The organism is Cupriavidus sp. SK-3 (assembly GCF_000611145.1).
Classification (GTDB): Bacteria; Pseudomonadota; Gammaproteobacteria; order Burkholderiales; family Burkholderiaceae; genus Cupriavidus.
Window position 1 is genome coordinate 24,720 of sequence record NZ_JFJV02000135.1, and the last position, 20,103, is coordinate 44,822.

Genomic DNA, 20,103 nt, shown 5'->3' on the forward strand with positions numbered 1-20,103 from the left:
TTGCACGGGTATGGATTGCGATGGCGGCGCGGGCTTTGGCTCGGGCTGCGGCTGCGTTTTCGCTTCTGCCCGCGACGGTTGCGGGGCGGCCTGCGCAGCCGCGGCTTTCGATGCGCCCGCCGGCGGCGCCGCGGGTGCTTGCGTGCCAAAGCCCGCCGCACCGGGGGCCGTTGCCTGCTGTTGCACGTAGCGGTTGAAGCTGCGGTTGCCGCTGCGGATATCGTGCCGCTGCGAGAGCGTCTGCCAGCGGTCGGCCAGCGTCTTGAGCATCTCGGGATCGGCTTTCCAGTAGCCCTTGCGCGCGGCTTCCAGCATGCGCTCGATCACCTGGGCCTGGGCCTGCGGCGCATGCTTCTCGAACCATTCATCAAGGCCGAGCTTGTGCTTGTCCTTGACGTAGACTTCGGCGAACTCGGTCCACTGGTCGTCGCGCACGATCTCCGGCGCGACCGCGGTCCAGCCCCAGAAGTTGTTGACGGTGTCGAGCATATTGAGCGCGCCGCTATAGCCTTCGGCTTTCATGCCTTCGATCCAGCCCGGATGGAAATAACGCGTGCGCAGTTCGGTGGCAAGGAAGGACGCCGCCGTTTCCGTGCGCGCACTGTTCGCATCGCGCAAATTGGAGATCAGCAGCTCCGGTGCCTTGCCGGTCAGGTGGCGCACGGCCAGGCCGATGCCGCCGAGATACTGGAAGGGATCGTCGGTGGTCAGCATGCCATACAGGTTGGAGCTGCGCGCCAGCAGCGCGCCTTCCACGCCCTTGAGGTTCTCGGCGTAGAGGTTGAGCTGCGGCAGCTTCTCGCCCCAGGTTGTTTCGTCGGGCCCGTAGCCGTACTGCATGCGCGAGAGATAGAGATTGGCGAGCTTGGCGTCCGCTTGCTTGCCGCTGCCGAAGCTGTCGCTGGCGAGCGTAGCGTCGTTGAGACCGGTGCCGTAGTTGCCCGACTCGCTGGCAAAGATGCGCGTCAGCGCCAGCGACTCGATGCGCTCGGGATTCATCTCCGGCGCCTTGAGTTGCGCCAGGCGCTCGCGCACCGCGCGCGTGCTCGCGGCCACCGCGTTGTCGGGCTCGGGTTGCGCGGCGGCCAGCTTGACCGCTTCGGCCAGCCACTTGATCAGGTTGGGAAAGTGATCGCGGTACAGGCCGGTGGCGGACAGCACCACGTCCACGCGCGGACGCTTGAGCTCCGCGGCGGGAATCGCTTCCACCCCGACCACGCGGCCACCGCCGTCCCACTTCGGGCGGATGCCCATGGCCGCCAGCGCCTGCGCTTCGAGCATGCCCTGATGGCGCATGGTCTCCACGCTCCACAGCGAGAAGGCCAGCTTGGCGGGCCACTTGCCGTGACGCTTGCGCCAGTCGGCAATCATGGCATCCGCCGCTGCTTGTCCGGCCTGCCATGCTTCCCGGCTGGGCACCTTGGAAGGATCGAAGCCATACAGGTTGCGTCCGGTCGGCAGCGCATCGGGATTGCGCACGGGATCGCCGCCGGTGCCGGCCAGCACGTAGCGGCCCGCCAGCGCGGTGAGAATGGCTTCGCTCTCCGGCGCGGCATCGAGGCTGGCGTAGAGCGCGCGTGCGCGCTGCATGTCTGCACGCTGCCTGGCGTCGGAAAGTCCCGTCAACGGCGCGCCGTCGATGACGTAGCGGCGCAGCATGGCGTAGGGTTCCGACCGCGCCAGCTGCTTGTAGTCGAGCGCGAACAGTTCCTCGGGCTCATCGGGAAACACGCGCTTGAGCCAGGACTGGCCAAGCATGGCCATCACCGTGTACAGCCGCAGTTCGGGATCCTGCGACTGGCCGAACGTGTGCAGCCCATAAGGCTGCAACGCGCCCGCGAGTTCGTGCAGGTGCGTGTGCAACGCATCCAGGTACTCGGTGAACTGCGCGCTCGCACGCGCCTGCGGCCAGCCCATGTCGTCGAACAGATGCATGCGCGCGCTGCGCTTGAGGATATCCTCGCGCAGTGTGTCCTTCACCGCGCCGTCGTCCTGCTGCAGGTAGTTGTGCAACTGATCATGCAGCGCCGACAGATCGGTGTGCAGGCCGGCCGGCTTGAACGGCGGCGTCTGGTGGCTGACGATGGTGGCACGGCCCCGGCGCTTGGCCTGCAATGCTTCGCCGACGTCGTCGACGATATAGGGATAGATCACCGGCACGCTGCCGAGCACCATGTAGGGCTGGTCGGTCACGGACAGGCCACGCTCCTTGCCTGGCGTCCATTCCTGCGTCCCGTGGGTGCCGTAGTGCACCAGCGCCTCGCGCCCTTCGCGCGCCCACAGGTAGGCGGCCATGTAGAAATGGTTGAGCGGCGTCTTGGTGGAGTGATAGAGGGCTTTCTCGGCGGCTTCGCCGCGCTCGCCGCGTGGCGGCACCGGCATCAGCGCCACGTTGCCGAGCTGCAGGCGCGGGATGGCGAAGCCGGCCACGCCGTTGCGCCTGATCGCCATCGACGAGGCTTCGGGCTCGCCCCAGCGCGCGCTGACCTCGGCGCGGAACGCGGCGGGCTGCGCGTCGTACCAGCGGCGGTATTGCGCCATCGGCATCCACGCGGCGCGGTCCGCATTGAGCAGCGCGCCGAGCTGGCCGTCGCGGTAGAAGGGCGCGAGCAACGCGCCAAGATCGCGCTGCAGCGCGAGTTCGTCGGCGGCCTCGGTGCGGTAGCCCGCGGCATGCAGCGCGGCCAGGGTGGAAGACAGGCTGCGCGGCAGGTTGAGGAAGGATGCCGACAGGTTCTTTTCGCCGGCGGGATAGTTGTAGAACAGGATCGCCACGCGCTTCCCGGCATTGGGCGTGCGCTGCAGACGTGTGAGCGCCAGTGCCTTGTCGGCCACGGCATCGAGCTGCGCCGGCAGGCTGACGATGCTGCCGTCCTTGTGCGAAGTGGCGGCGGCCAGCATGGGATCGCTGACGCCGGCCAGTTCGGGCTGCACCAGGTAGAAGGGCGTGTCGGTGAGGCTGATGCCGTGCGGATCGCGCTCCCAGTCCTGCGCATCGCCCTTGCGGTAAGGCATGACCTGCAGCACCGGGATGCCCAGCGTTTCGAACTCCGCCTTGCGGCCCGCCGCATTGAGCATGATCTGGCCGTTGACCAGCACATCGACAATGCGCTTGCCGCCGGGCGCGGCCATGCGCTGCACGCCGTCCGCATCCATCACCGGGCTGTAGAAGACGAGCGCGCGCGCGCCGCGCGCTTCGATGCGCGCGATCAGGTCGTCGATAAAGGCGCTGTCCAGGCCGGAGACATAGGCCTGGTGGATGGCGACGCCGATCACCGGCGTGCCAGCGTGGCCGGATGCGCTGAGCGCCTCGTCCGGCGATTCGGTCACCACGCTGGCCAGGCGCGGATGGTAGTAAGCGGCTTTTGGAAACGCCACCGGCGCGGGAATCGCGCCGTCCGCGCGCAGCTTGAACTGCTGCGCGGCCAGCGTGCGCATCATGGCGTCGAAGTTGGCGCGGCCACCGTTGACATAGTACGCATGCAGCTTCGCACCCAGCGCATTGTCGAGGCCGTGCGCCTCGAAGCGGTCGGTGGCGATCAGCAGGCGCGGCACGCGCGCACTGGTCCATTGCGGCCCCAGCTTCGCCAGCATCTCGGTGACGATGTGATCGCGCGGCGCATCGAGGATCAGCAATCCCGCGCCGTCGATGAATGGCGCCACATCTTGCGCGCTCATCCGTTCGAGATAGCGCGCATCGAGCGTCATTCCGTGCGCGCGCGCCATCGCCTGCAGGGGCTCGAACTTGCCCGCCGGCACCGGCGAGGTGGTCAGCACGGCGATCTTCGGCGTGGCCCGCGCCTGCTGCACGCCGAGCGCCAGAAGGACAAGCCACAGCAGGCACAGCGCGCGGATCAGCCGCATCCTGGATTTGTGTTGTGGGGACATGTCGGGTCGAATCGCCTCAGGTCAGAACGACAGCTTCACACTGGCGGCGAAGGTACGCCCGGGCTGCGTATAGAAATCCAGGCCCGGCTCGCTGGCGGCCACGCTGCCCTGGCGCACATCGCCCCACAGCCAGTATTTCTTGTCGAACACGTTGTTCACCGAGAGCACCAGGCTGGCGTAGCGGTTGAAGCGCCACCAGCCCTGGAGATCGACCACACCGTAGCCGCCCGGCTTGAAGTAGGTGAAGGACGTGTCGTCGGTGCGCGTCACCGGGCGCGCTCCACGCCAGCGCAGGCTGGCGCCCTGGCCCTGGCTGTCACTGCCGCGCTCCCAGGTCAGTGCGGCGCTGGCGCGCAGCGGCGAGACGCTGTTGAGCGGCTGGCCGGTCTGTTCGTTGTTGCCGTGCGCATAGGCCACGGCGCTGTCGACGCGCCACTGCGGCAGGAAGCGGTAGCTGCCGCGCCACTCGGCGCCGTAGATGCGCACGCTGCTCTGGTTGCGGTACTGGTACGTGGCTCGCAGGCCGGCGAGACAGGCGGGGTCGGACGGGCAGTTCAGCGCCACCTGTTCGATAAAGTCCTTGTAGCGGTTGTCGAATACCGCGACGCTGGACTGCACGCGCTCGTCGGTGTAGCGCGCACCGATCTCGAAGGAGCGGCTCTTCTCCGGATTCAGATCGCCATTGGGCGCGGCGCCGTAGCCCTGGATGGTGTTGCGGAAGCTGCCGTTGATTTCCTGGTAGTTCGGCGCGCGGTAGCCGAAAACGTACTGGGCCCACACGTTGATGCGGTCGGTGGCTTGCCACAGCGCGGACAGCTTGGGCGAGACCGCCCAATCGCTCTTGCTGATGGCGGGCTTGGCGGCGACGCTGTTGTAGAGCTTGTCTTCGTCCGGCCCGAGCGCGTAGTGGTCGAAGCGCAGGCCGGGCGTGAGCGTGAAGCGGCCGCTGGCGAACTGCAGTTCATCCTGCACGAAGAGGCCGGTCTGGCGGGTCTCGCCCTTGGGGAAATCGTGGATCGGGAAGTTGTCGCCGGCCAGCGATTTCGACACCACGCCGGTGGTGCGGTTGTAGGCGGTGCCATCGCGCATCTCGCTGGTCTGCGTGCGCAGGAAATCCACGCCGGTGATCAGCCGGTGGCCTACGAAGCCCGTGTTGAACGACTTGTCGGCCTGCAGGTTGAAGCCAGTCTGCTGCTGTCGGAAGCCGAACAGCAGGTTCACGTCGCACAGGCTGCTGCCCGCCGTGGAGCCCGAGCATCCGGAGCTGGTCCTGCTGCGCACCTGGTTGGTCACGGTGTTGGACTCGCTCTCCTGATAGAACACGGTGGCGCCGAGGCGGTCGATCAGGTGGCTGGCCGGCTTCCACTCATAGTCCAGGCTGACGCGGTTGCGCGACAGGTCCTCGGTGCCGCTGGCGGCAGTCACGCGCGGCAGCGCGGTGGACAGGCGCAGGATATCGGTAAAGGTGTCGCTGTCGCGATGCTCGTAGGTCAGCCTGAAGCGGTGCCCGGCGGCGGGATCGAGCACGATCTTGCCGAGCCAGGCGTTGGTCTCGCTGTTCTGGGGGTTGGGCTTGGTGCGGCCGTTCGAGATGGAATCATTGCCGCCCATGTTTTCCACCTCGTGCCCCTTGCGGTGCGCGTACATGAACAAGCCCTTGATGGTGTCGTTGCCGCCCGCCACGCCGGCGGTCTGGCCGAAACCGCGGTCGATGCCGTTCCACGACAGGCCCGCCTCGCCGCCCACCGCGCGGCCGTGCATCAGGTCCTCGGGGTCCTTGGTGACGTATGAGACCACGCCGCCGATGGCGTCCGACCCGTACAGGCTGGAGGCCGGCCCGCGCAGCACCTCGACCCGCTTGAGGAAGGAGAACTCGGGCGCGTCGCGGGTGGCGCTGGACAGGTTGGAGGGGCCGCCGCCGTTGTAGTAGTCCGGCAGGCGCACGCCATCGACCATCAGCAGCACGCGGTTAGCCTCGATGCCGCGGATATTGATGCTGCCGGCACCAAAGCGGCGCCGGTCGCGCGGCACGTCGATATCGGGTTCGTCGGCAAACAGGCCGGTCTCGTCGACCGGCTGGGCGCGCTCGATGCGGCTGCCCTCGATGACGGTGATGGTGGAAGCGACGGCATCGGCGCGTTCCTCTGTGCGAGTGGCGGTGACCACCACCTCGCCCAGCGGGCGGACCGGATCGACGGCCGGTTCAGCAGCCAGCGCCGGACCACCGAGGGTGGCGCAGATGGCGATGGGCGTGACTCGTACGGAGGCGCGAAGGCGCGCCAGACAGCGGCGTTTCATGGATTTTCCCCAAAAGAAAACGAAACGCTGGCTGGCGGAAACTGAAGATTCGGGCGGCTGGCTGGCGTGGTCGGGCGCAGCTCGGCAGGCCCGGCCACGCTTTATTGAGAATGCGAATTATTATCAATAAAGCCAGACTTGTAAAGCATAAGGCGCATCGACTGGTACGGAAGCGCACCGGGCGGGCCGGTTCGTGGCAAAGGCGCCACGCAGAAATGTGAAAGGGGTGGCGCCGACCGCTCCGGCACCGCCCCTGAGGCGTCGCTGACTGCCAAATCAACCGCTCAGTGCGTCGTCTCCCCGCCCACCAGGGCCGGCAACCGATTGCCCTCGGCATCGATCTGCAGCGGGCCCGTGCCCGAGAAGCGATCCAGCGCAAGGTAGATCACCGGCGTGATGAACAGCGTGATCACCTGCGAGAACAGCAGGCCGCCCACCACCGCCAAACCCAGCGGCTGGCGCAGTTCGGCGCCGGCGCCCAGGCCCAGAGCCAGCGGCAAGGCGCCCATGATGGCCGCCAGGGTGGTCATCATGATCGGGCGGAAGCGCAGCAGGCAGGCCTGCCGGATCGCGCGTGCCGGGGCCATACCCTGGTCGCGCTGCGCCGCTAGCGCGAAGTCGATCATCATGATGGCGTTCTTCTTGACGATGCCGATCAGCATCAGCACGCCGATGGTGGCGATCAGCGACAACTCCACGTTGAAGATGAACAGCGTCAGCAGCGCGCCCACCGCCGCCGACGGCAGGCCGGCCAGGATGGTCAGCGGATGGATGTAGCTTTCATACAGCACCCCCAGCAGCGTGTAGATCACCGCGATGGCCGCCACCAGCAGCAGCACCTGGGTCGCCTGCGAGGACTGGAACACCGCCGCGTCGCCGCCCCAGCTTGTGAAGATCGCGGTGGGCATGGCGATCTCCTGCTTGTAGGCATCGATCCTGGACGAGGCATTGCCCAGCGCCGCGCCCGGCGCAAGGTTGAACGACACCGTCACGGAGGGCAGCTGGCCCTGGTGGTTCACGGCGATCGGCCCGACCCGGCGCTCGGTGGTGGCGAAGGCCGAGATCGGCACCATCTGCCCGGTCTTGCTGCGCACGTAGATCTTGGAGAAGGCGGTCTCGTCGGCACGGTCGATATCGGCCGCCTGCAGGATCACGTAGTAGTTGTCGATCGGCGTGTAGATGGTGGAGACCTGGCGCTCGCCAAAGGCGGAATACAGCGCCTGGCGCACGTCCTGGATCTGCACGCCCAGCGCGTTGGCCTTGTCGCGGTCGATGGAGAGCTGCGCTTCCAGGCCCGACTGCTGCGAATCGCTGGTGACGTCGCGGAACAGCGGGTCGGCGCGCATCTTGCCCATCAGCTTGTCGGAGTACTCCTGCAGCTGGCCGGCCTTCACGCTCTGCAGCGTGTACTGGTAGCGGCTCTTGCTCTGGCGCCCGCCCAGGCGCAGGTTCTGCACCGGCGAGAAGTAGACCGCCAGCCCGGCGATCCCGGAGACATCCTTGCGCAGCGACTCCACCACCTTGGCCATCCTGGGTCGCTCGCCGAGCGGCTTGAGCTCGACGAACATGCGGCCAGTGTTGATGGCGGGGGAGGGCCCGCCGCCGATCGACACCACGATGCTGCGCACTGCCGGGTTCTTGCGCATGCGCTCCGCGGCATCGCGCAGGCGGTCGGCCATGGCGTCGAAGGAGATGTCCTGCGGGCCTTCGGCGTTGACCTGGATCTGACCGATGTCTTCTTCCGGGAAAAACCCCTTCGGAATGGTCGCGAACAGCACGGCCGTCAGCACGAAGGTCAGGCCAGCCACTGCCAGCACCGACTTGCGGTGCGCCAGGCACCAGTCGAGCCCGCGCGCGTAGCGGTGCAGCGTGAATTCGAACAGGTTTTCGAACCACTGGGTGGAGCGCAGCCCGATGGTCTGCTTCTGCTTGATGGCCGGCGCATGGGCCGCGCCGGCGTGATCGCCATAGGCATGCTGCGACTCGTCGATCGGCACGTTCTCGGCCGACAGGAAGCGCGCGCACAGCATCGGGATCAGCGTCAGCGACACCAGCGCCGAGACCAGGATCGACAGCGACACCACGGCGGCGAACTCATGGAACAACAAGCCGATCACGCCCGGCATGAAGAAGATGGGGATGAACACCGCCACCAGCGAGATCGAGATCGACAGGATGGTGAAGCCCATCTCGCGCGAGCCTACCAGCGCGGCCTTGAGCGGCGGCACGCCTTCCTCGATGTGCCGCACGATGTTTTCCAGCATCACGATGGCATCGTCCACCACCAGGCCCACGGCGAGCGTGATGGCCAGCAGCGAGACGTTGTCCAGGCTGTAGCCGAAGGCCTTCATCAACGCCACCGTGCCGATCAGCGAGATCGGCAGCGACACGGTGGGGATCAGCGTGGCGGCGGCGCGCCGCAGGAACAGGAAGATCACCATCACCACCAGCCCCACGGTGAGGGCCAGCGTGAACTGCACATCGTGGATGGACTCGCGGATCGATTGCGAGCGGTCGTTGACCACGCTCACGTTGACCGAGTCCGGCATCTGCTGGATCAGGCGCGGCAGCGCGTTCTTGATGGCGTCCACCACCGCCACCGTGTTGGCGTCGGGCTGGCGCAGCACGGCCAGCACGATCGAGCGTTCGTTGTTGAGCCAGCTGCCGGTCTTGATGGTTTCGACGCTGTCTTCCACGTCGGCCACGTCGGACAGCCGCACCAGCGCGCCGCTGGGCTGGCTGGCCACGATGATGTTGCGGAAGGCATCGGCGCTGGCGAGCTGGCGGTTGGCCTGGATGGTCAGCGTCTGGCGCGCGCCGTCCAGCGTGCCGACCGGCGTATTGGCGTTGGCGCGGTTCAGCGCGGTGGCCAGTTCGTCCAGCGTGAGGCCGCGCGCGGCGAGGGCGTCCGGGTGGGCGCGCACACGCACGGCGAAGCGCTTCTGGCCAAACACCTGCACCTGCGCCACACCCGGCAGGGTAGCCAGGCTGGGCGAGATCAGGTTGTCGCCGAAGGCATTCAGCTCGGCCAGGCTCATGGCCGGTGAGTTGATCGCCAGCAGCAGCACCGGCGCGTCAGCCGGGTTGACCTTGCGGTACGACGGCGGCACCGTCATCTCGATCGGCAGCGCGCGCTGGGCGCGGAACAGCGCCGCCTGCACGTCCACGGCCGCGGCATCGATGTCGCGGTCGTTGTTGAACTCGATGGTGATGCTGGAGTTGCCGAGCGTGTTGGACGAACTGATCACCGACACGCCGGGGATGGTGGCGAACTGCTTTTCCAGCTGGGTCGCCACCGAGGCCGCCATGGTCTCGGGGCTGGCCCCTGGCAGCGTGGCGGTGACCTGGATCACCGGCGAATTGAATGACGGCAGCGCCGCGATCGGGATGGTGGGATAGAGCGCGATACCGGTGACGATCACTGCCAGGCATAGCAGGATCGTCATCACCGGACGGCGGATACAAAGCTCGGACAGGGTCATGGTGTCAGCGCCCTGGGCTCAATGCTTGGCGTCGGCGGCCGCCGCGCTGGCGGCACCTGCCTTGGCGGCTGGCGTGGCTTCCCGCACCAGGCTGCCGGCACGCAGGTTCTGCGCGCCTTCGACCACCACGCGCGTGCCCGGCGGCACGCCCTCGATCACGGCGGCGCTGGCGGTCGAGACCTGCACCTTGACCGGCATCGGCTTGACGCGGCTGTCTGGCTGCACGGCGTAGACGAAGCGCCCCTCGGGTCCGGTCACCACCGCCTGCGGCGGCACAGAGAGCGCATCCTTCAGCGTCTGCACCACCGCCTCCACGTTGGCGTAGGTGCCCGGCCACAAGCGCTGCAATTCATTGTCGAACTGCGCCTTGATGCGGATGCTGCCGTACTGCGGGTCCACCGTGTTGTCGACGAAGCTGATCTTGCCGGTCACCGGAGCCTTGCTGCCGTCGTTGGGCAGGGCGGTGACGGCGACGGGGCCGGCGTGCAGCGCCTCGCGCAGCGCGGCGAGCTGGCGCTCGGGCAAGGTAAAGGTGACGGCGATAGGCTGTACCTGGGCGATGGTGACCATCGGCAGAGCGCTGTTGGGCATCACCAGCGAGCCGGGGAACATGTTGATCACGCCGGTCCGCCCGCCGATGGTGGCGCGGATGGCGCCGTAGCTCACCGCCACGCGACTGGCCTCGATGGCGGCCTGGTCGGCGTGGATGGTGGCCTCGAAGCCGTCGACCTTGGCCTGTGCGGTATCCACCGCGCTCTTGGAGATGAAGTTGCGTTCCAGCAGTTCCTTGCTGCGCGCCAGCGTGCGGCGCGCATCGGACAGGTCGGCCTGGTCACGCATCAGCTGGGCCTGCGCCTTGGCAAGGTTGGCCTCGTCCATGCGGGTATCCAGCGTGAAGAGCAGGTCGCCAGGCTTGACGGTCTGGCCTTCCTTGATATGGACAGTGCGCACCGTGCTCGACACCTGCGGGCGGATTTCCACCGTGGCGAGCGCGCTCACCGTGCCGTTGGCCGTGACCCGCAGCGGCACGTCGCCCTGCTGCACCAGGGCGGTGCTGACCACCACCACGGGGGGCGCCTTGGCCGCCGGCTTGGGCGCCATCCAGGCGCGCCAGCCGAACCATCCACCTACGGCCAGCGCGATCAGGACCGCGCCGGTCATCCATGGTGAAACACGTCCTTTCCCGGTACCCATGGCCGGACTCCACTTGCCGTCGACAAAGCCCTTGGCCTGGTCGATCCCGTTCGTTTTCATGTGTGGACTCTCTTACAGTGCGCGCACGAATGCGCCCGCTCCCCGGCGGCCCGGCTTCTGGGGTCCGGTGCCGCGCCGCGACAAAACTGCTAGTAGTACAGGATCAGGGGCTTCGACCGCTAGTGCCCCTGCCATCCATGCCATTACAAACTATTACAGCGGACGGATGCCTGCTTGTATCGAGAGCCAAACATTATCAGAAAAGCGGGTTCTGGCGGCCATTGCGTTGCCGGGCATTGATGCTATCTATAGAAACTTCGCGCGGTCCCGGCTCGATGCGTACCGCTTCACCCGCCCGGAACTGGCCCGGCGTCACCACACTGAGATAGATGCCCGAATAGCCGCTTTGCACCATGTGCTGGACCGCGTGCCGGTAGCCCATCACCGCATTCAATTTGTAGCAGGGCCGGCGTGGGGACTCCACTTCGAGCAGCACATCGCCGATCCGCAGGTGGTCCCCCACCCACAAATCGGTCTCCAGCACGCCTTCCAGGGTCAGGTTCTCGCCCATGGCACCGTAGGCGAGCGGCCTGGCGGCGTCGGGGAGGTGAGCTTCCCGGCGCCGCTCGTTCCACCAGGCGAAGTGCTCGGCGGGGTAGGCATAGACCGCTTTATCCAGCCCGCCATGCACGCTCAGGTCAGCCTGTTCGTCACCCGCCAGCCCGAGCGGGCGCACCGCGACCGCGAGCGGATGGAGCAGGGTGCTGAGCGGGTGCTTGCGGATGCCCGACATCACGACCGCCTCGGTACCCGCCGCCGCCACGAAGAGCGGCAAGGCCCTGCCGACATTGATGGCGAGCAGGCGCATGCCGTTGGGTGTGCTCATGACGTCTCCCCTGGTCGTTTTTCTCCCATCTTAGCGCGGCGGGTCTGGGGAGGGCGGCGCCAGGCGGATGCCCCGTGTGCGGCGCCGCACGGCCAGGCGGCCTGGAGGCGCCGGGTTGCGTCAGGCCTGCGGCTGCACCGCTTTTCGGCTGCGCCAAAGGCACCCCAAGGCACTCGCCCGCTGCGAAACCACCACCGCCAGCAACATCAGCGCCGCCGCGCCCCAGTGCAGGGCATTGGCGCCGGCGGTGGCGTAGATCGCCGCGCCGCCCATGGCGCCCAGGGCCTGGCCGAGATAGATGGAGGAGGAGTTGAGCGAGATCGATACCGAAGCGCGCTCCGGCGCCAAAGCCACCAGCCGCGCCTGTTGCGCGCTGTTGGTGGCAAAGCCGCCCACGCCCCACAGCATGAAGATCAGCACCAGCGCCACCGGCCCCAGCGTCGCCAGCGGCCACAGCAGCATGGCCGCCAGCGAAGTCAGCATGGCAAACAGGACGATGCGGGCGGGCGTTACCCGGTCCATGCGCGAAGCCGCCAGCACATTGCCGCTGACACCGCAGGCACCGTAGGCCAGGAACATCAGGCTGAGCGCGCCGCCGCTGATGCCATGCACGTCGCGCAGCAGCGGCGCGATATAGGTAAACAGGGTGAACATGCCAGCCGACTGGATCATGGTGGTGGCCACCACCAGCACCATCGGCGTGTGGCGCAGCACCGCGCCCCAGGCTGCCCGCCCCACCGGTTCGACGTAGAGCCGGGGCGGCAGCGCACGCCATACGCCCACCGCCGCGCCCAGCGCCAGCAGGCCCACCAGCCCCATGCTGAAGCGCCATCCCAGCGTGCTGGCGATCCAGGTACCCAGTGGCACGCCGACCACGCTGGCCACGCTCCACCCCAGGAATACAAAGCTGATGGCACGCCCGCGCGTCTGCGCGTTGACCAATAGCGGCAGGGTGGCGGCGGTTTGCGGCGTGTAGATGGCAGCCCCGATCGCGGTCAGGAAACGGATCGCCATCAGGCTGGCGAAGCTTGGCGCAAAGGCCGCCGCCACATGCATCACGGCATACACCAGCAGCGAGCCCGCCAGCAGCAAGCGGCGGTCGATGCGCGAGCCGAGCGTGGCGAACAGCGGCGCGCCCACGCAGGTAGCCAGCGCGAACACGGAGATCAGTTGCCCGGCGGTGCCGGCGCCAAGCTGGAAGTCGCCGGCGATGTGATTCAGCATGCCGGTGACGATCATCGCGCCCGTACCGATGACAAAATTGCCAAGGCACAGCATCAAGAGCCTGGGATCCATGGCGACCGGGGCAGGTAGGAGATGATGGGAGGACGAAAAGCCCGGCGGGGGGGGCGGCGGGGCGGAATCTCCCGAGTGTAGCGGTTTTGTTTCATTCGCGTTGAGCGTGGCGCACTCAGGCGCGGCAGGGCGAACTACCGGGTGCCGGGTATCCGACTTGATTAATCCCGCGCCAGTCGGTAGCGTATCGGCTTTCCCGAGCGCCTGGCCGTCGGCCGCTCCGGCACTTTCTGCTGTAATTCCCCACCCTGTATGCCCGAACTCAATCCGCCCCGCGTGGCGGTCATCATCCCCTGCTACAACGAAGCGGCGACCATTGCCGGCGTTGTGCAATCGTTCCGCCAATACCTGCCGGATGCCGGGTTGTACGTCTTTGACAACAATTCCAGCGACGACACGATCGCCCAGGCGCGCGCCGCGGGCGCAGTGGTACGCTCGGTACCCCTGCAGGGCAAGGGCAACGTCGTACGCCGCATGTTTGCCGATGTCGATGCCGACGTCTATGTCATGGTGGACGGCGATGGCACCTACGACGCCAGCGCCGCCCCGGAACTGGTCCACCGCCTGTGCGCCGAGGGGCTGGACATGGTGGTAGGCGCGCGCGTCAGCGAAGAGCAGGCGGCCTATCGCTTCGGCCACCGCTTTGGCAACGTGCTGCTGACCAGTTTTGCCGCTACCCTGTTTGGCCGCACCTTCACGGACATGCTGTCGGGCTACCGCATCTTCTCGCGCCGCTATGCGAAGTCGTTTCCGGCGCATTCGTCCGGCTTCGAGATCGAGACCGAACTGGCGGTGCACGCGCTGGAGCAGCGCATGCCCGTGGCGGAACAGGAAACCATCTACTATTCGCGCCCGACCGGTTCGGAGAGCAAGCTCAATACATACCGGGACGGCTGGCGCATCCTGATGACCATCCTGCGTCTGTTCAAGTCGGAGAAGCCGCTGGCGTTCTTCTCCACCGGCTTCATGGGCTGCTCGCTGCTGTCGGTGATCCTGGCGGTGCCGCTGTTCGAAACCTACCTGCGCACGGGCCTGGTGCCACGCCTGCCAACGGCGCTGGTGTGCGTGGCCCTGGTCCTGCTGGGCATCATCCTGCTCACTTGCGGCATCGTGCTCGACACGGTCACGCGTGGCCGCCTGGAGATGAAACGGCTTGCCTACTTGAGCCTACCCGCGCCGCTTGCCCCCCCGGCGGTCACCGCGCAGGCACCGGTCACGCCGCCCGCCGAGCCAGTTGCCGCACCGTGATCCGCAAGCAACTGCTCACGTTCGCCCTGGCGGGGGCAACCGGGTTCGTCGTCGATAGCGGCGTGCTATATGGCGCCCTGGCGCTGGGCGCCGGCCACTACCTGGGGCGCCTGCTGTCCTTCCTGGCCGCGGTCTTCGTCACCTGGCGCATCAATCGCCGCCTTACGTTCCCGACGCGGCCAGGAGAAGCGGCCTGGCACGAGTGGTGGCGCTATCTGGTGGCGATGTCCGCCGGCGGCGTCATCAACCTGGCCGCCTACAGTGTCGTGATCGCACGCCTGCCCGCGGCCGCCTGGGCGCCGTTGCTGGCGGTTGCCTTCGGCACGGGTTGCGGCCTGGTCTTCAACTTCTTGTCCGCCAAATACTGGGTATTCCGCAAGAAGTCCTGAATCCCTGCCGCCCGTTGCGCGGCAGCCCACCCCGTCAACCATGCCCGTCTTCCCCCGCCTCGCCGCGCTCGTGTCCCGGACCTTCATGCGGTTGCAGCAGCCGCGCGCCCCGTTGCTGGCGTGCATCCTGGTACCGCTCGCCTTCGGCCTGTTTTCTCTTGCGCTGGGCCAGGACCGCAACTGGGACTTGCTCAACTATCACCTGTACAACCCGTACGCATTGCTGAAGGGCCGCATCGGCACCGACCTGGCGCCAGCGCAAATGCAGAGCTACTTCAACCCGCTGCTGGATATCCCGTACTGGCTGATGACGCAGTACTGGCCCGCGCCCCTGGCGGGGTTTGCGATGGGGGTGCTGCACGGGCTGGCCTTCGTGCTGGTGTTTGGCATTGCCCGGCGGGTACTGGTGCCGGCCGGGGCAGGCCAGGAACAGACGCGGCGCGGCAGCGCAGTGGCCTTGTTGCTTGCGCTGGCGGGCTGCCTGGGACCGGGCTACCTGTCGGAATTGGGCAACACCATGGGCGACAATGCCACGGCACTGCTCATATTGGCTGGCCTGTCCGTGCTGCTGCACGGCTGGGAGCGCCTGGGGAGCGCCCATGCCGCCTGGGCTCTGGCCGCGGCAGCCGGTGTGCTGGTGGGCGCCGCCACCGGGCTGAAGCTGACCAACGCCATCTACGCGGTAGCGCTTTGCGCTGCCATGCTGAGCCTGCCGCTGCGCTGGCCGCGCCGGCTCGGGCTGGCCTGGGTGTTCGGGCTGGGCGTGCTGGCGGGGATCGCCCTGACCGCGGGATACTGGTTCGCCCTGATGTGGTCGAATTTCGCCAATCCGCTCTTTCCGCAGTTCAACGCGTTTTTCCACAACACGCTGGCGGCGCCGATCTCGGTGGCGGACACGCGGTGGCTGCCGCGCAGCGCGATGGAAGCCGTGATGTTTCCCTTCGTCATCGTCGCCGATGCCAAGCGCGTGGGCGAGGTGCCGACGCGGCCGTTCGTGTGGCCGCTGTTGTATGCGCTGGTCTGCTGCTGGACTGTGCGCGCCGGCTGGCGGGCGTGGCGCGGCAAGCCGTCAGGCGCCGCCAGCGCTGACTTGCCGCCGCTCGCGCCGCAAGCGCGCCTGGTGCTGGCGTTCGTGGCAGCGGCATTCCTGACCTGGCTGGCTTTGTTCAGCATCTACCGCTATTGCGTCGCCATGGAGCTGCTTGCGCCCCTCGCCGTCTGGCTGGTGGTGCAACGCCTGCTGCCAGCCCGTGCGGCCGGGCGCACGGGTGCCATTGCGCTCGCCATGGTGGCGCTTGCCGCACTGACTGGCATGAAAACCTGGGGCCACGAATCCTGGGCACGGCAGGCCTTCAGAATCACGCTCCCGGATGTGCCGCTTGACACAAATACCACCGTCTTCCTGACTGGCGGGGCTGTGGCCCAAGGATGGCTGGCAACGCAATTTCCGGCTGCAGTGACATTTGCGGCGCTCAACTCCAACTTTCCGGAAGGCCCAGCCTACGTCGGGCGCGTGCAAGCCATGCTGGCCGAGCGGCCGGGCCAGGCCTACGCGCTTCTGCCCGCAAATGTGAACTGGCGTGCGCAGAGCGTGGCGCGGATGAACGATTCGCTGGCGGGAATCGGGGTGTCGGCCAATGGCAGCCTCTGCAAGATGCTGGGTTCGGCACTTGGCCGGCTGCGCGTCCATGCACAACTGGCCGCGCCACAGCCGGGCGGCGAGGGCGCCACCTGCACCCTGGCCCCGCTGCCGCAAGACCTGAGCGACCTTGCCGCCGAAGATCGCGCGGAAGTGGCGCTGCAGAGCCCCGGCCTGCTGCGCTATGGTCTGGTGCTCCAGGCCGAAGGCTGCCGCACCTATGATGCCTTCATCGGCGCGGACGCGCGGCCTTACCAGTTGTGCCCGGTAAAGCTGGGCCATCTGGCAGGCAGTTCAGCCGCACTTGGCGCCTAGCGCCTAGCGCCTAGCGCGACAACGCCGGCGTCAGCGCCTTGGGGTTGGCGATGCTGTCGTGCTTGCCGGACAGCACATCGAGGATGTTCTGGAACGCGATGCGGAAGTACATCTCGTAGCTCTCGCGCTCGACATAGCCCAGGTGCGGCGTGCAGATGCAGTTTTCCATGCGCAGCAGGGCATGGCCCTGCAGGATGGGTTCGGACTCGAACACGTCGACCGCCGCCATGCCGGGGCGGCCGCGGTTGAGGCCGGTCAGCAGGGCGTTTTCCTCCACCAGTTCGGCCCGGCTGGTGTTGACGAACAGCGCGGTCGGCTTCATGCGGGAGAAGTCCGCCAGCTTGACCAGTCCGCGCGTCTCGTCATTAAGGCGCAGATGCAGCGACAACACATCGCTTTCGGTAAACAATTGCTCTTGCGACTCCGCCACGGCCAGGCCATCCTCGCGGGCGCTTTTCTGCGAGTTCTCGCGTCCCCAGACCAGTACGTTCATGCCGAAGGCGCGGCCATAGCCCGCCAGCAACTTGCCAATCTTGCCGTAGCCCCAGATCCCGAGCGTCTGCCCGCGCAGCACCTGTCCCAGGCCGAAGTTGGGCGGCATGGTGGTGGACTTGAGCCCGGACTGCTGCCAGGCGCCATGCTTGAGGCTGGCCACGTACTGCGGAATGCGGCGCTGGGCTGCCATGATCAGGGCCCAGGTGAGTTCGGCCGGGGCCACCGGCGAGCCCGCGCCTTCGAGCACGGCCACGCCGCGCTCGGTACAGGCTTCGACATCCACATGGCTGCCAATGCGGCCGGTCTGGCTGATGATCTTGAGTTTGGGTAGTTTTTCCAGCAGTTGGCGGGTGATGCGCGAACGTTCGCGAATCAGCACCACGGCCTCCACGTCCGAAAGGCGCGCGGCCAGCTGGCCGACGCCCTTGACGGTGTTGTTGAACACCTTGACGTCATGGCCGTCAAGCAGGCTGAAGCAAGACAGCTTGCGCACGGAATCCTGATAATCGTCGAGTACGGCAATCTTCATCGGACACTCTGGTTTGGCAATCGCAAGGTGCGCCCACCCACAGAACAGGGCACCCATCAACGTTATAGTTTTTACCACCTGCCGCGCGACACCGCGACGGATGCGGGGCGCAGCGAGAACAATTCGGCACAACACCGGAAGCGCGCCGCCAGACAGGGAAACGGGACAAAACAACAAGGCCGGAATCGCGCACAAACATTGCTGCGGAGCAAAAAACAGCGGCGTGCGGCGGTGGTATCCTTGCCGGTTCCGATTCGGGAACGGATTGTCGGTCGAGCCTCGCTCCCGCCACCCGGACCGCGTCGGACAATGCTTGCCGGCCCCTGTCATGGGCGAAGCGCCACTGTAGCGCAGCCGCAGGGCCAGCCGCGACCTTTTGCGCAGTTCCGGTCGCTGTGGAGTTGTAACGGGATGTGACGATCCACCGGCCCGGCGCGGAACCAGCGGCGAGCCGCCGCAGTCTGCTCTGGCAAGGAGGCTCGCCGCCAGCCGTTTCCGGCGGTGGCAGTGCCGGCCAGGCTTTGCAAGAATTCTTTCTACGCTTTGGAGTTGCAGTATGAACCACCCCACAATGCAGGGCACGCCCGCACTCAACGTTCCAGCCTGGGTCAAGCACCAGAAGCTGATCGCCTGGGTTGCCGAGTTCGCGGCCCTCGCCAAACCCGACAATATCCACTGGTGCGACGGCTCGCAGGAAGAGTACGACCGCCTGTGCGAGCAGATGGTCGCCGCCGGCACCATGAAGCGCCTCAACCCGGCCAAGCGCAAGAACTCGTTCCTGGCGCTGTCCGATCCGTCCGATGTGGCGCGTGTGGAAGACCGCACCTTCATCTGCTCGCAGAAGAAGGAAGATGCCGGCGCCACCAACAACTGGACCGCCCCGGCGGAAATGCGCCAGACGCTGGCCGGCCTGTTCGATGGCTGCATGCGCGGCCGGACCCTGTATGTGGTGCCGTTCTCGATGGGCCCGCTGGGCTCGCCGATCGCCCACATCGGCGTGGAACTGTCGGATTCGCCGTATGTTGCCGTCAATATGCGCATCATGACGCGCATGGGCCGCGCCGTGTTCGACGTGCTGGGCACCGATGGCGAGTTCGTGCCGTGCGTGCATACCGTGGGCAAGCCGCTGGCTGCCGGCGAGAAGGACGTGGCGTGGCCGTGCAACGCCACCAAATACATCGTGCATTTCCCGGAAACGCGCGAGATCTGGTCCTACGGCTCGGGTTATGGCGGCAACGCGCTGCTGGGCAAGAAATGCTTCGCACTGCGTATCGCTTCGACCATGGGCCGCGACGAAGGCTGGCTGGCCGAGCATATGCTGATCCTCGGCGTGACCTCGCCCGAGGGCAAGAAATACCATGTGGCCGCGGCGTTCCCGTCGGCCTGCGGCAAGACCAACTTCGCCATGCTGATCCCGCCCAAGGGCTTCGAGGGCTGGAAGGTCACCACCATCGGCGACGATATCGCCTGGATCAAGCCGGGCCAGGACGGCCGCCTGTACGCCATCAACCCGGAAGCCGGCTATTTCGGCGTGGCGCCGGGCACCAGCGAGAAGACCAACTTCAACGCGATGGCCACCCTGAAGGAAAACGTCATCTTCACCAATGTCGCGCTGACCGACGACGGCGACGTGTGGTGGGAAGGCATGAGCAAGGAAGCCCCGGCCCACCTGATCGACTGGCAGGGCAAGGACTGGACGCCGGCCATCGCCAAGGAAACCGGCGCCAAGGCCGCGCACCCGAACGCCCGTTTCACCGCGCCGGCCGTGCAGTGCCCGTCGATCGACGAGAACTGGGACAACCCGGCTGGCGTCGCCATCGACGCGTTCATCTTCGGCGGCCGCCGCTCCACCACGGTGCCGCTGGTGACCGAAGCCCGCAACTGGACCGAAGGCGTCTACATGGCCGCCACCATGGGCTCGGAAACCACCGCCGCCGCAGCCGGCCAGCAAGGCGTGGTGCGCCGCGACCCGTTCGCCATGCTGCCGTTCTGCGGCTACAACATGAGCGACTACTTCGGCCACTGGCTGGCGCTGGGCAAGAAGCTGGAAGCCAGCGGCGCCAAGCTGCCGGGCATCTACTGCGTCAACTGGTTCCGCAAGGACGCGGACGGCAACTTCGTGTGGCCAGGCTTCGGCGAGAACATGCGCGTGCTGTCGTGGATGATCGACCGCGTCGAAGGCCGTGGCCAGGGCAGCGACCACGTGTTCGGTACCTCGCCGCGCTACGAAGACCTGAACTGGCAAGGCCTGGATTTCACCAAGCAGCAGTTCGACCAGGTCACCTCCATCGATCACGCCGCCTGGCAACAGGAACTGGTGCTGCACGAGGAACTGTTCACGCAACTCAAGCACAACCTGCCGCAAGCCCTGGTGGATGCCAAGGCCGCGCTGGCCAAGCGCCTGTCTGCCTAAATAGCAGGCAACCTGGCTGGCAACCCCGGTC

At 66.9% G+C, this 20,103-nt stretch carries 12 protein-coding genes; 5 read left to right on the forward strand and 7 right to left on the reverse strand.

Going from position 1 to position 20,103, the window contains the following annotated elements; translation table 11 throughout:
* Together cobN and CF70_RS14385 are read right to left on the reverse strand one after the other, a co-directional pair.
* The coding region (gene cobN, locus CF70_RS14380; RefSeq protein ID WP_081862174.1) for a cobaltochelatase subunit CobN at window positions 1-3,888 on the reverse strand (3,888 nt) is incomplete at its 3' end.
* Between the two features lie 21 nt (window positions 3,889-3,909).
* A complete protein-coding gene (locus CF70_RS14385) occupies window positions 3,910-6,186 on the reverse strand; it encodes a TonB-dependent hemoglobin/transferrin/lactoferrin family receptor (protein WP_035865557.1) in 2,277 nt (758 codons plus the stop codon).
* Here CF70_RS14385 and CF70_RS38575 point away from each other — a divergent pair.
* Window positions 6,185-6,316 (forward strand): hypothetical protein, encoded by a 132-nt coding sequence (locus tag CF70_RS38575; RefSeq protein ID WP_255350661.1) that lies wholly within the window; start codon window positions 6,185-6,187, stop codon window positions 6,314-6,316. The genes CF70_RS14385 and CF70_RS38575 overlap by 2 nt on opposite strands.
* 154 nt (window positions 6,317-6,470) lie before the next feature.
* On the opposite strand, the gene CF70_RS14390 is transcribed toward CF70_RS38575, so the two are convergent.
* From CF70_RS14390 to CF70_RS14405, 4 genes are all read right to left on the reverse strand, one after another.
* Window positions 6,471-9,668 carry an efflux RND transporter permease subunit gene (locus CF70_RS14390; RefSeq protein ID WP_035865561.1) on the reverse strand — a complete coding sequence of 1,066 codons (3,198 nt, stop codon included), beginning with the start codon at window positions 9,666-9,668 and terminating at the stop codon, window positions 6,471-6,473.
* Window positions 9,669-9,686: 18 nt separating this feature from the next.
* Window positions 9,687-10,922 carry an efflux RND transporter periplasmic adaptor subunit gene (locus CF70_RS14395; protein ID WP_035865564.1) on the reverse strand — a complete coding sequence of 412 codons (1,236 nt, stop codon included), beginning with the start codon at window positions 10,920-10,922 and terminating at the stop codon, window positions 9,687-9,689.
* A gap of 196 nt (window positions 10,923-11,118) precedes the next feature.
* The gene (locus CF70_RS14400) at window positions 11,119-11,748 is read right to left on the reverse strand and encodes an MOSC domain-containing protein (RefSeq protein WP_035865567.1); all 630 of its coding nucleotides are present in this window, start codon (window positions 11,746-11,748) and stop codon (window positions 11,119-11,121) included.
* Between the two features lie 120 nt (window positions 11,749-11,868).
* The gene (locus tag CF70_RS14405; RefSeq protein WP_035865570.1) at window positions 11,869-13,044 is read right to left on the reverse strand and encodes an MFS transporter; all 1,176 of its coding nucleotides are present in this window, start codon (window positions 13,042-13,044) and stop codon (window positions 11,869-11,871) included.
* A 252-nt stretch (window positions 13,045-13,296) separates the two neighbouring features.
* On the opposite strand from CF70_RS14405, the gene CF70_RS14410 reads away from it, so the two are divergent.
* From CF70_RS14410 to CF70_RS14420, 3 genes are read left to right on the forward strand one after another with little or no spacing between them, the layout of a single operon-like run.
* Entirely contained in the window at window positions 13,297-14,292 is a 996-nt protein-coding gene (locus CF70_RS14410; RefSeq protein WP_051648447.1) for a glycosyltransferase, read from the forward strand.
* On the forward strand, window positions 14,289-14,681 hold the full coding sequence (locus CF70_RS14415; RefSeq protein WP_349675114.1) for a GtrA family protein: 393 nt from the start codon (window positions 14,289-14,291) through the stop codon (window positions 14,679-14,681). Before CF70_RS14410 ends, CF70_RS14415 begins: the two co-directional genes overlap by 4 nt.
* 40 nt (window positions 14,682-14,721) lie before the next feature.
* Window positions 14,722-16,635, forward strand: coding sequence for a DUF2029 domain-containing protein (locus tag CF70_RS14420; protein WP_051648449.1), 1,914 nt, complete (start codon window positions 14,722-14,724; stop codon window positions 16,633-16,635).
* 10 nt (window positions 16,636-16,645) lie between these two features.
* On the opposite strand, the gene CF70_RS14425 is transcribed toward CF70_RS14420, so the two are convergent.
* Entirely contained in the window at window positions 16,646-17,659 is a 1,014-nt protein-coding gene (locus CF70_RS14425; RefSeq protein ID WP_035865572.1) for a D-2-hydroxyacid dehydrogenase family protein, read from the reverse strand.
* Window positions 17,660-18,215: 556 nt separating this feature from the next.
* On the opposite strand from CF70_RS14425, the gene CF70_RS14430 reads away from it, so the two are divergent.
* The gene (locus tag CF70_RS14430) at window positions 18,216-20,072 is read left to right on the forward strand and encodes a phosphoenolpyruvate carboxykinase (GTP) (protein ID WP_035865575.1); all 1,857 of its coding nucleotides are present in this window, start codon (window positions 18,216-18,218) and stop codon (window positions 20,070-20,072) included.
* Window positions 20,073-20,103: the final 31 nt, after the last annotated feature.

What these genes read in the sequence shown, in the direction of transcription:
- CF70_RS14400 (WP_035865567.1), bottom strand. Translation starts at nt 11,748, where the DNA reads ATGAGCACACCCAACGGCATGCGCCTGCTCGCCATCAATGTCGGCAGG.
- CF70_RS14405 (WP_035865570.1), bottom strand. Translation starts at nt 13,044, where the DNA reads ATGGATCCCAGGCTCTTGATGCTGTGCCTTGGCAATTTTGTCATCGGT.
- CF70_RS14385 (WP_035865557.1), bottom strand. Translation starts at nt 6,186, where the DNA reads ATGAAACGCCGCTGTCTGGCGCGCCTTCGCGCCTCCGTACGAGTCACG.
- CF70_RS14390 (WP_035865561.1), bottom strand. Translation starts at nt 9,668, where the DNA reads ATGACCCTGTCCGAGCTTTGTATCCGCCGTCCGGTGATGACGATCCTG.
- CF70_RS14430 (WP_035865575.1), top strand. Translation starts at nt 18,216, where the DNA reads ATGAACCACCCCACAATGCAGGGCACGCCCGCACTCAACGTTCCAGCC.
- CF70_RS14425 (WP_035865572.1), bottom strand. Translation starts at nt 17,659, where the DNA reads ATGAAGATTGCCGTACTCGACGATTATCAGGATTCCGTGCGCAAGCTG.
- CF70_RS14395 (WP_035865564.1), bottom strand. Translation starts at nt 10,922, where the DNA reads ATGAAAACGAACGGGATCGACCAGGCCAAGGGCTTTGTCGACGGCAAG.
- CF70_RS38575 (WP_255350661.1), top strand. Translation starts at nt 6,185, where the DNA reads ATGGATTTTCCCCAAAAGAAAACGAAACGCTGGCTGGCGGAAACTGAA.
- CF70_RS14410 (WP_051648447.1), top strand. Translation starts at nt 13,297, where the DNA reads ATGCCCGAACTCAATCCGCCCCGCGTGGCGGTCATCATCCCCTGCTAC.
- CF70_RS14420 (WP_051648449.1), top strand. Translation starts at nt 14,722, where the DNA reads ATGCCCGTCTTCCCCCGCCTCGCCGCGCTCGTGTCCCGGACCTTCATG.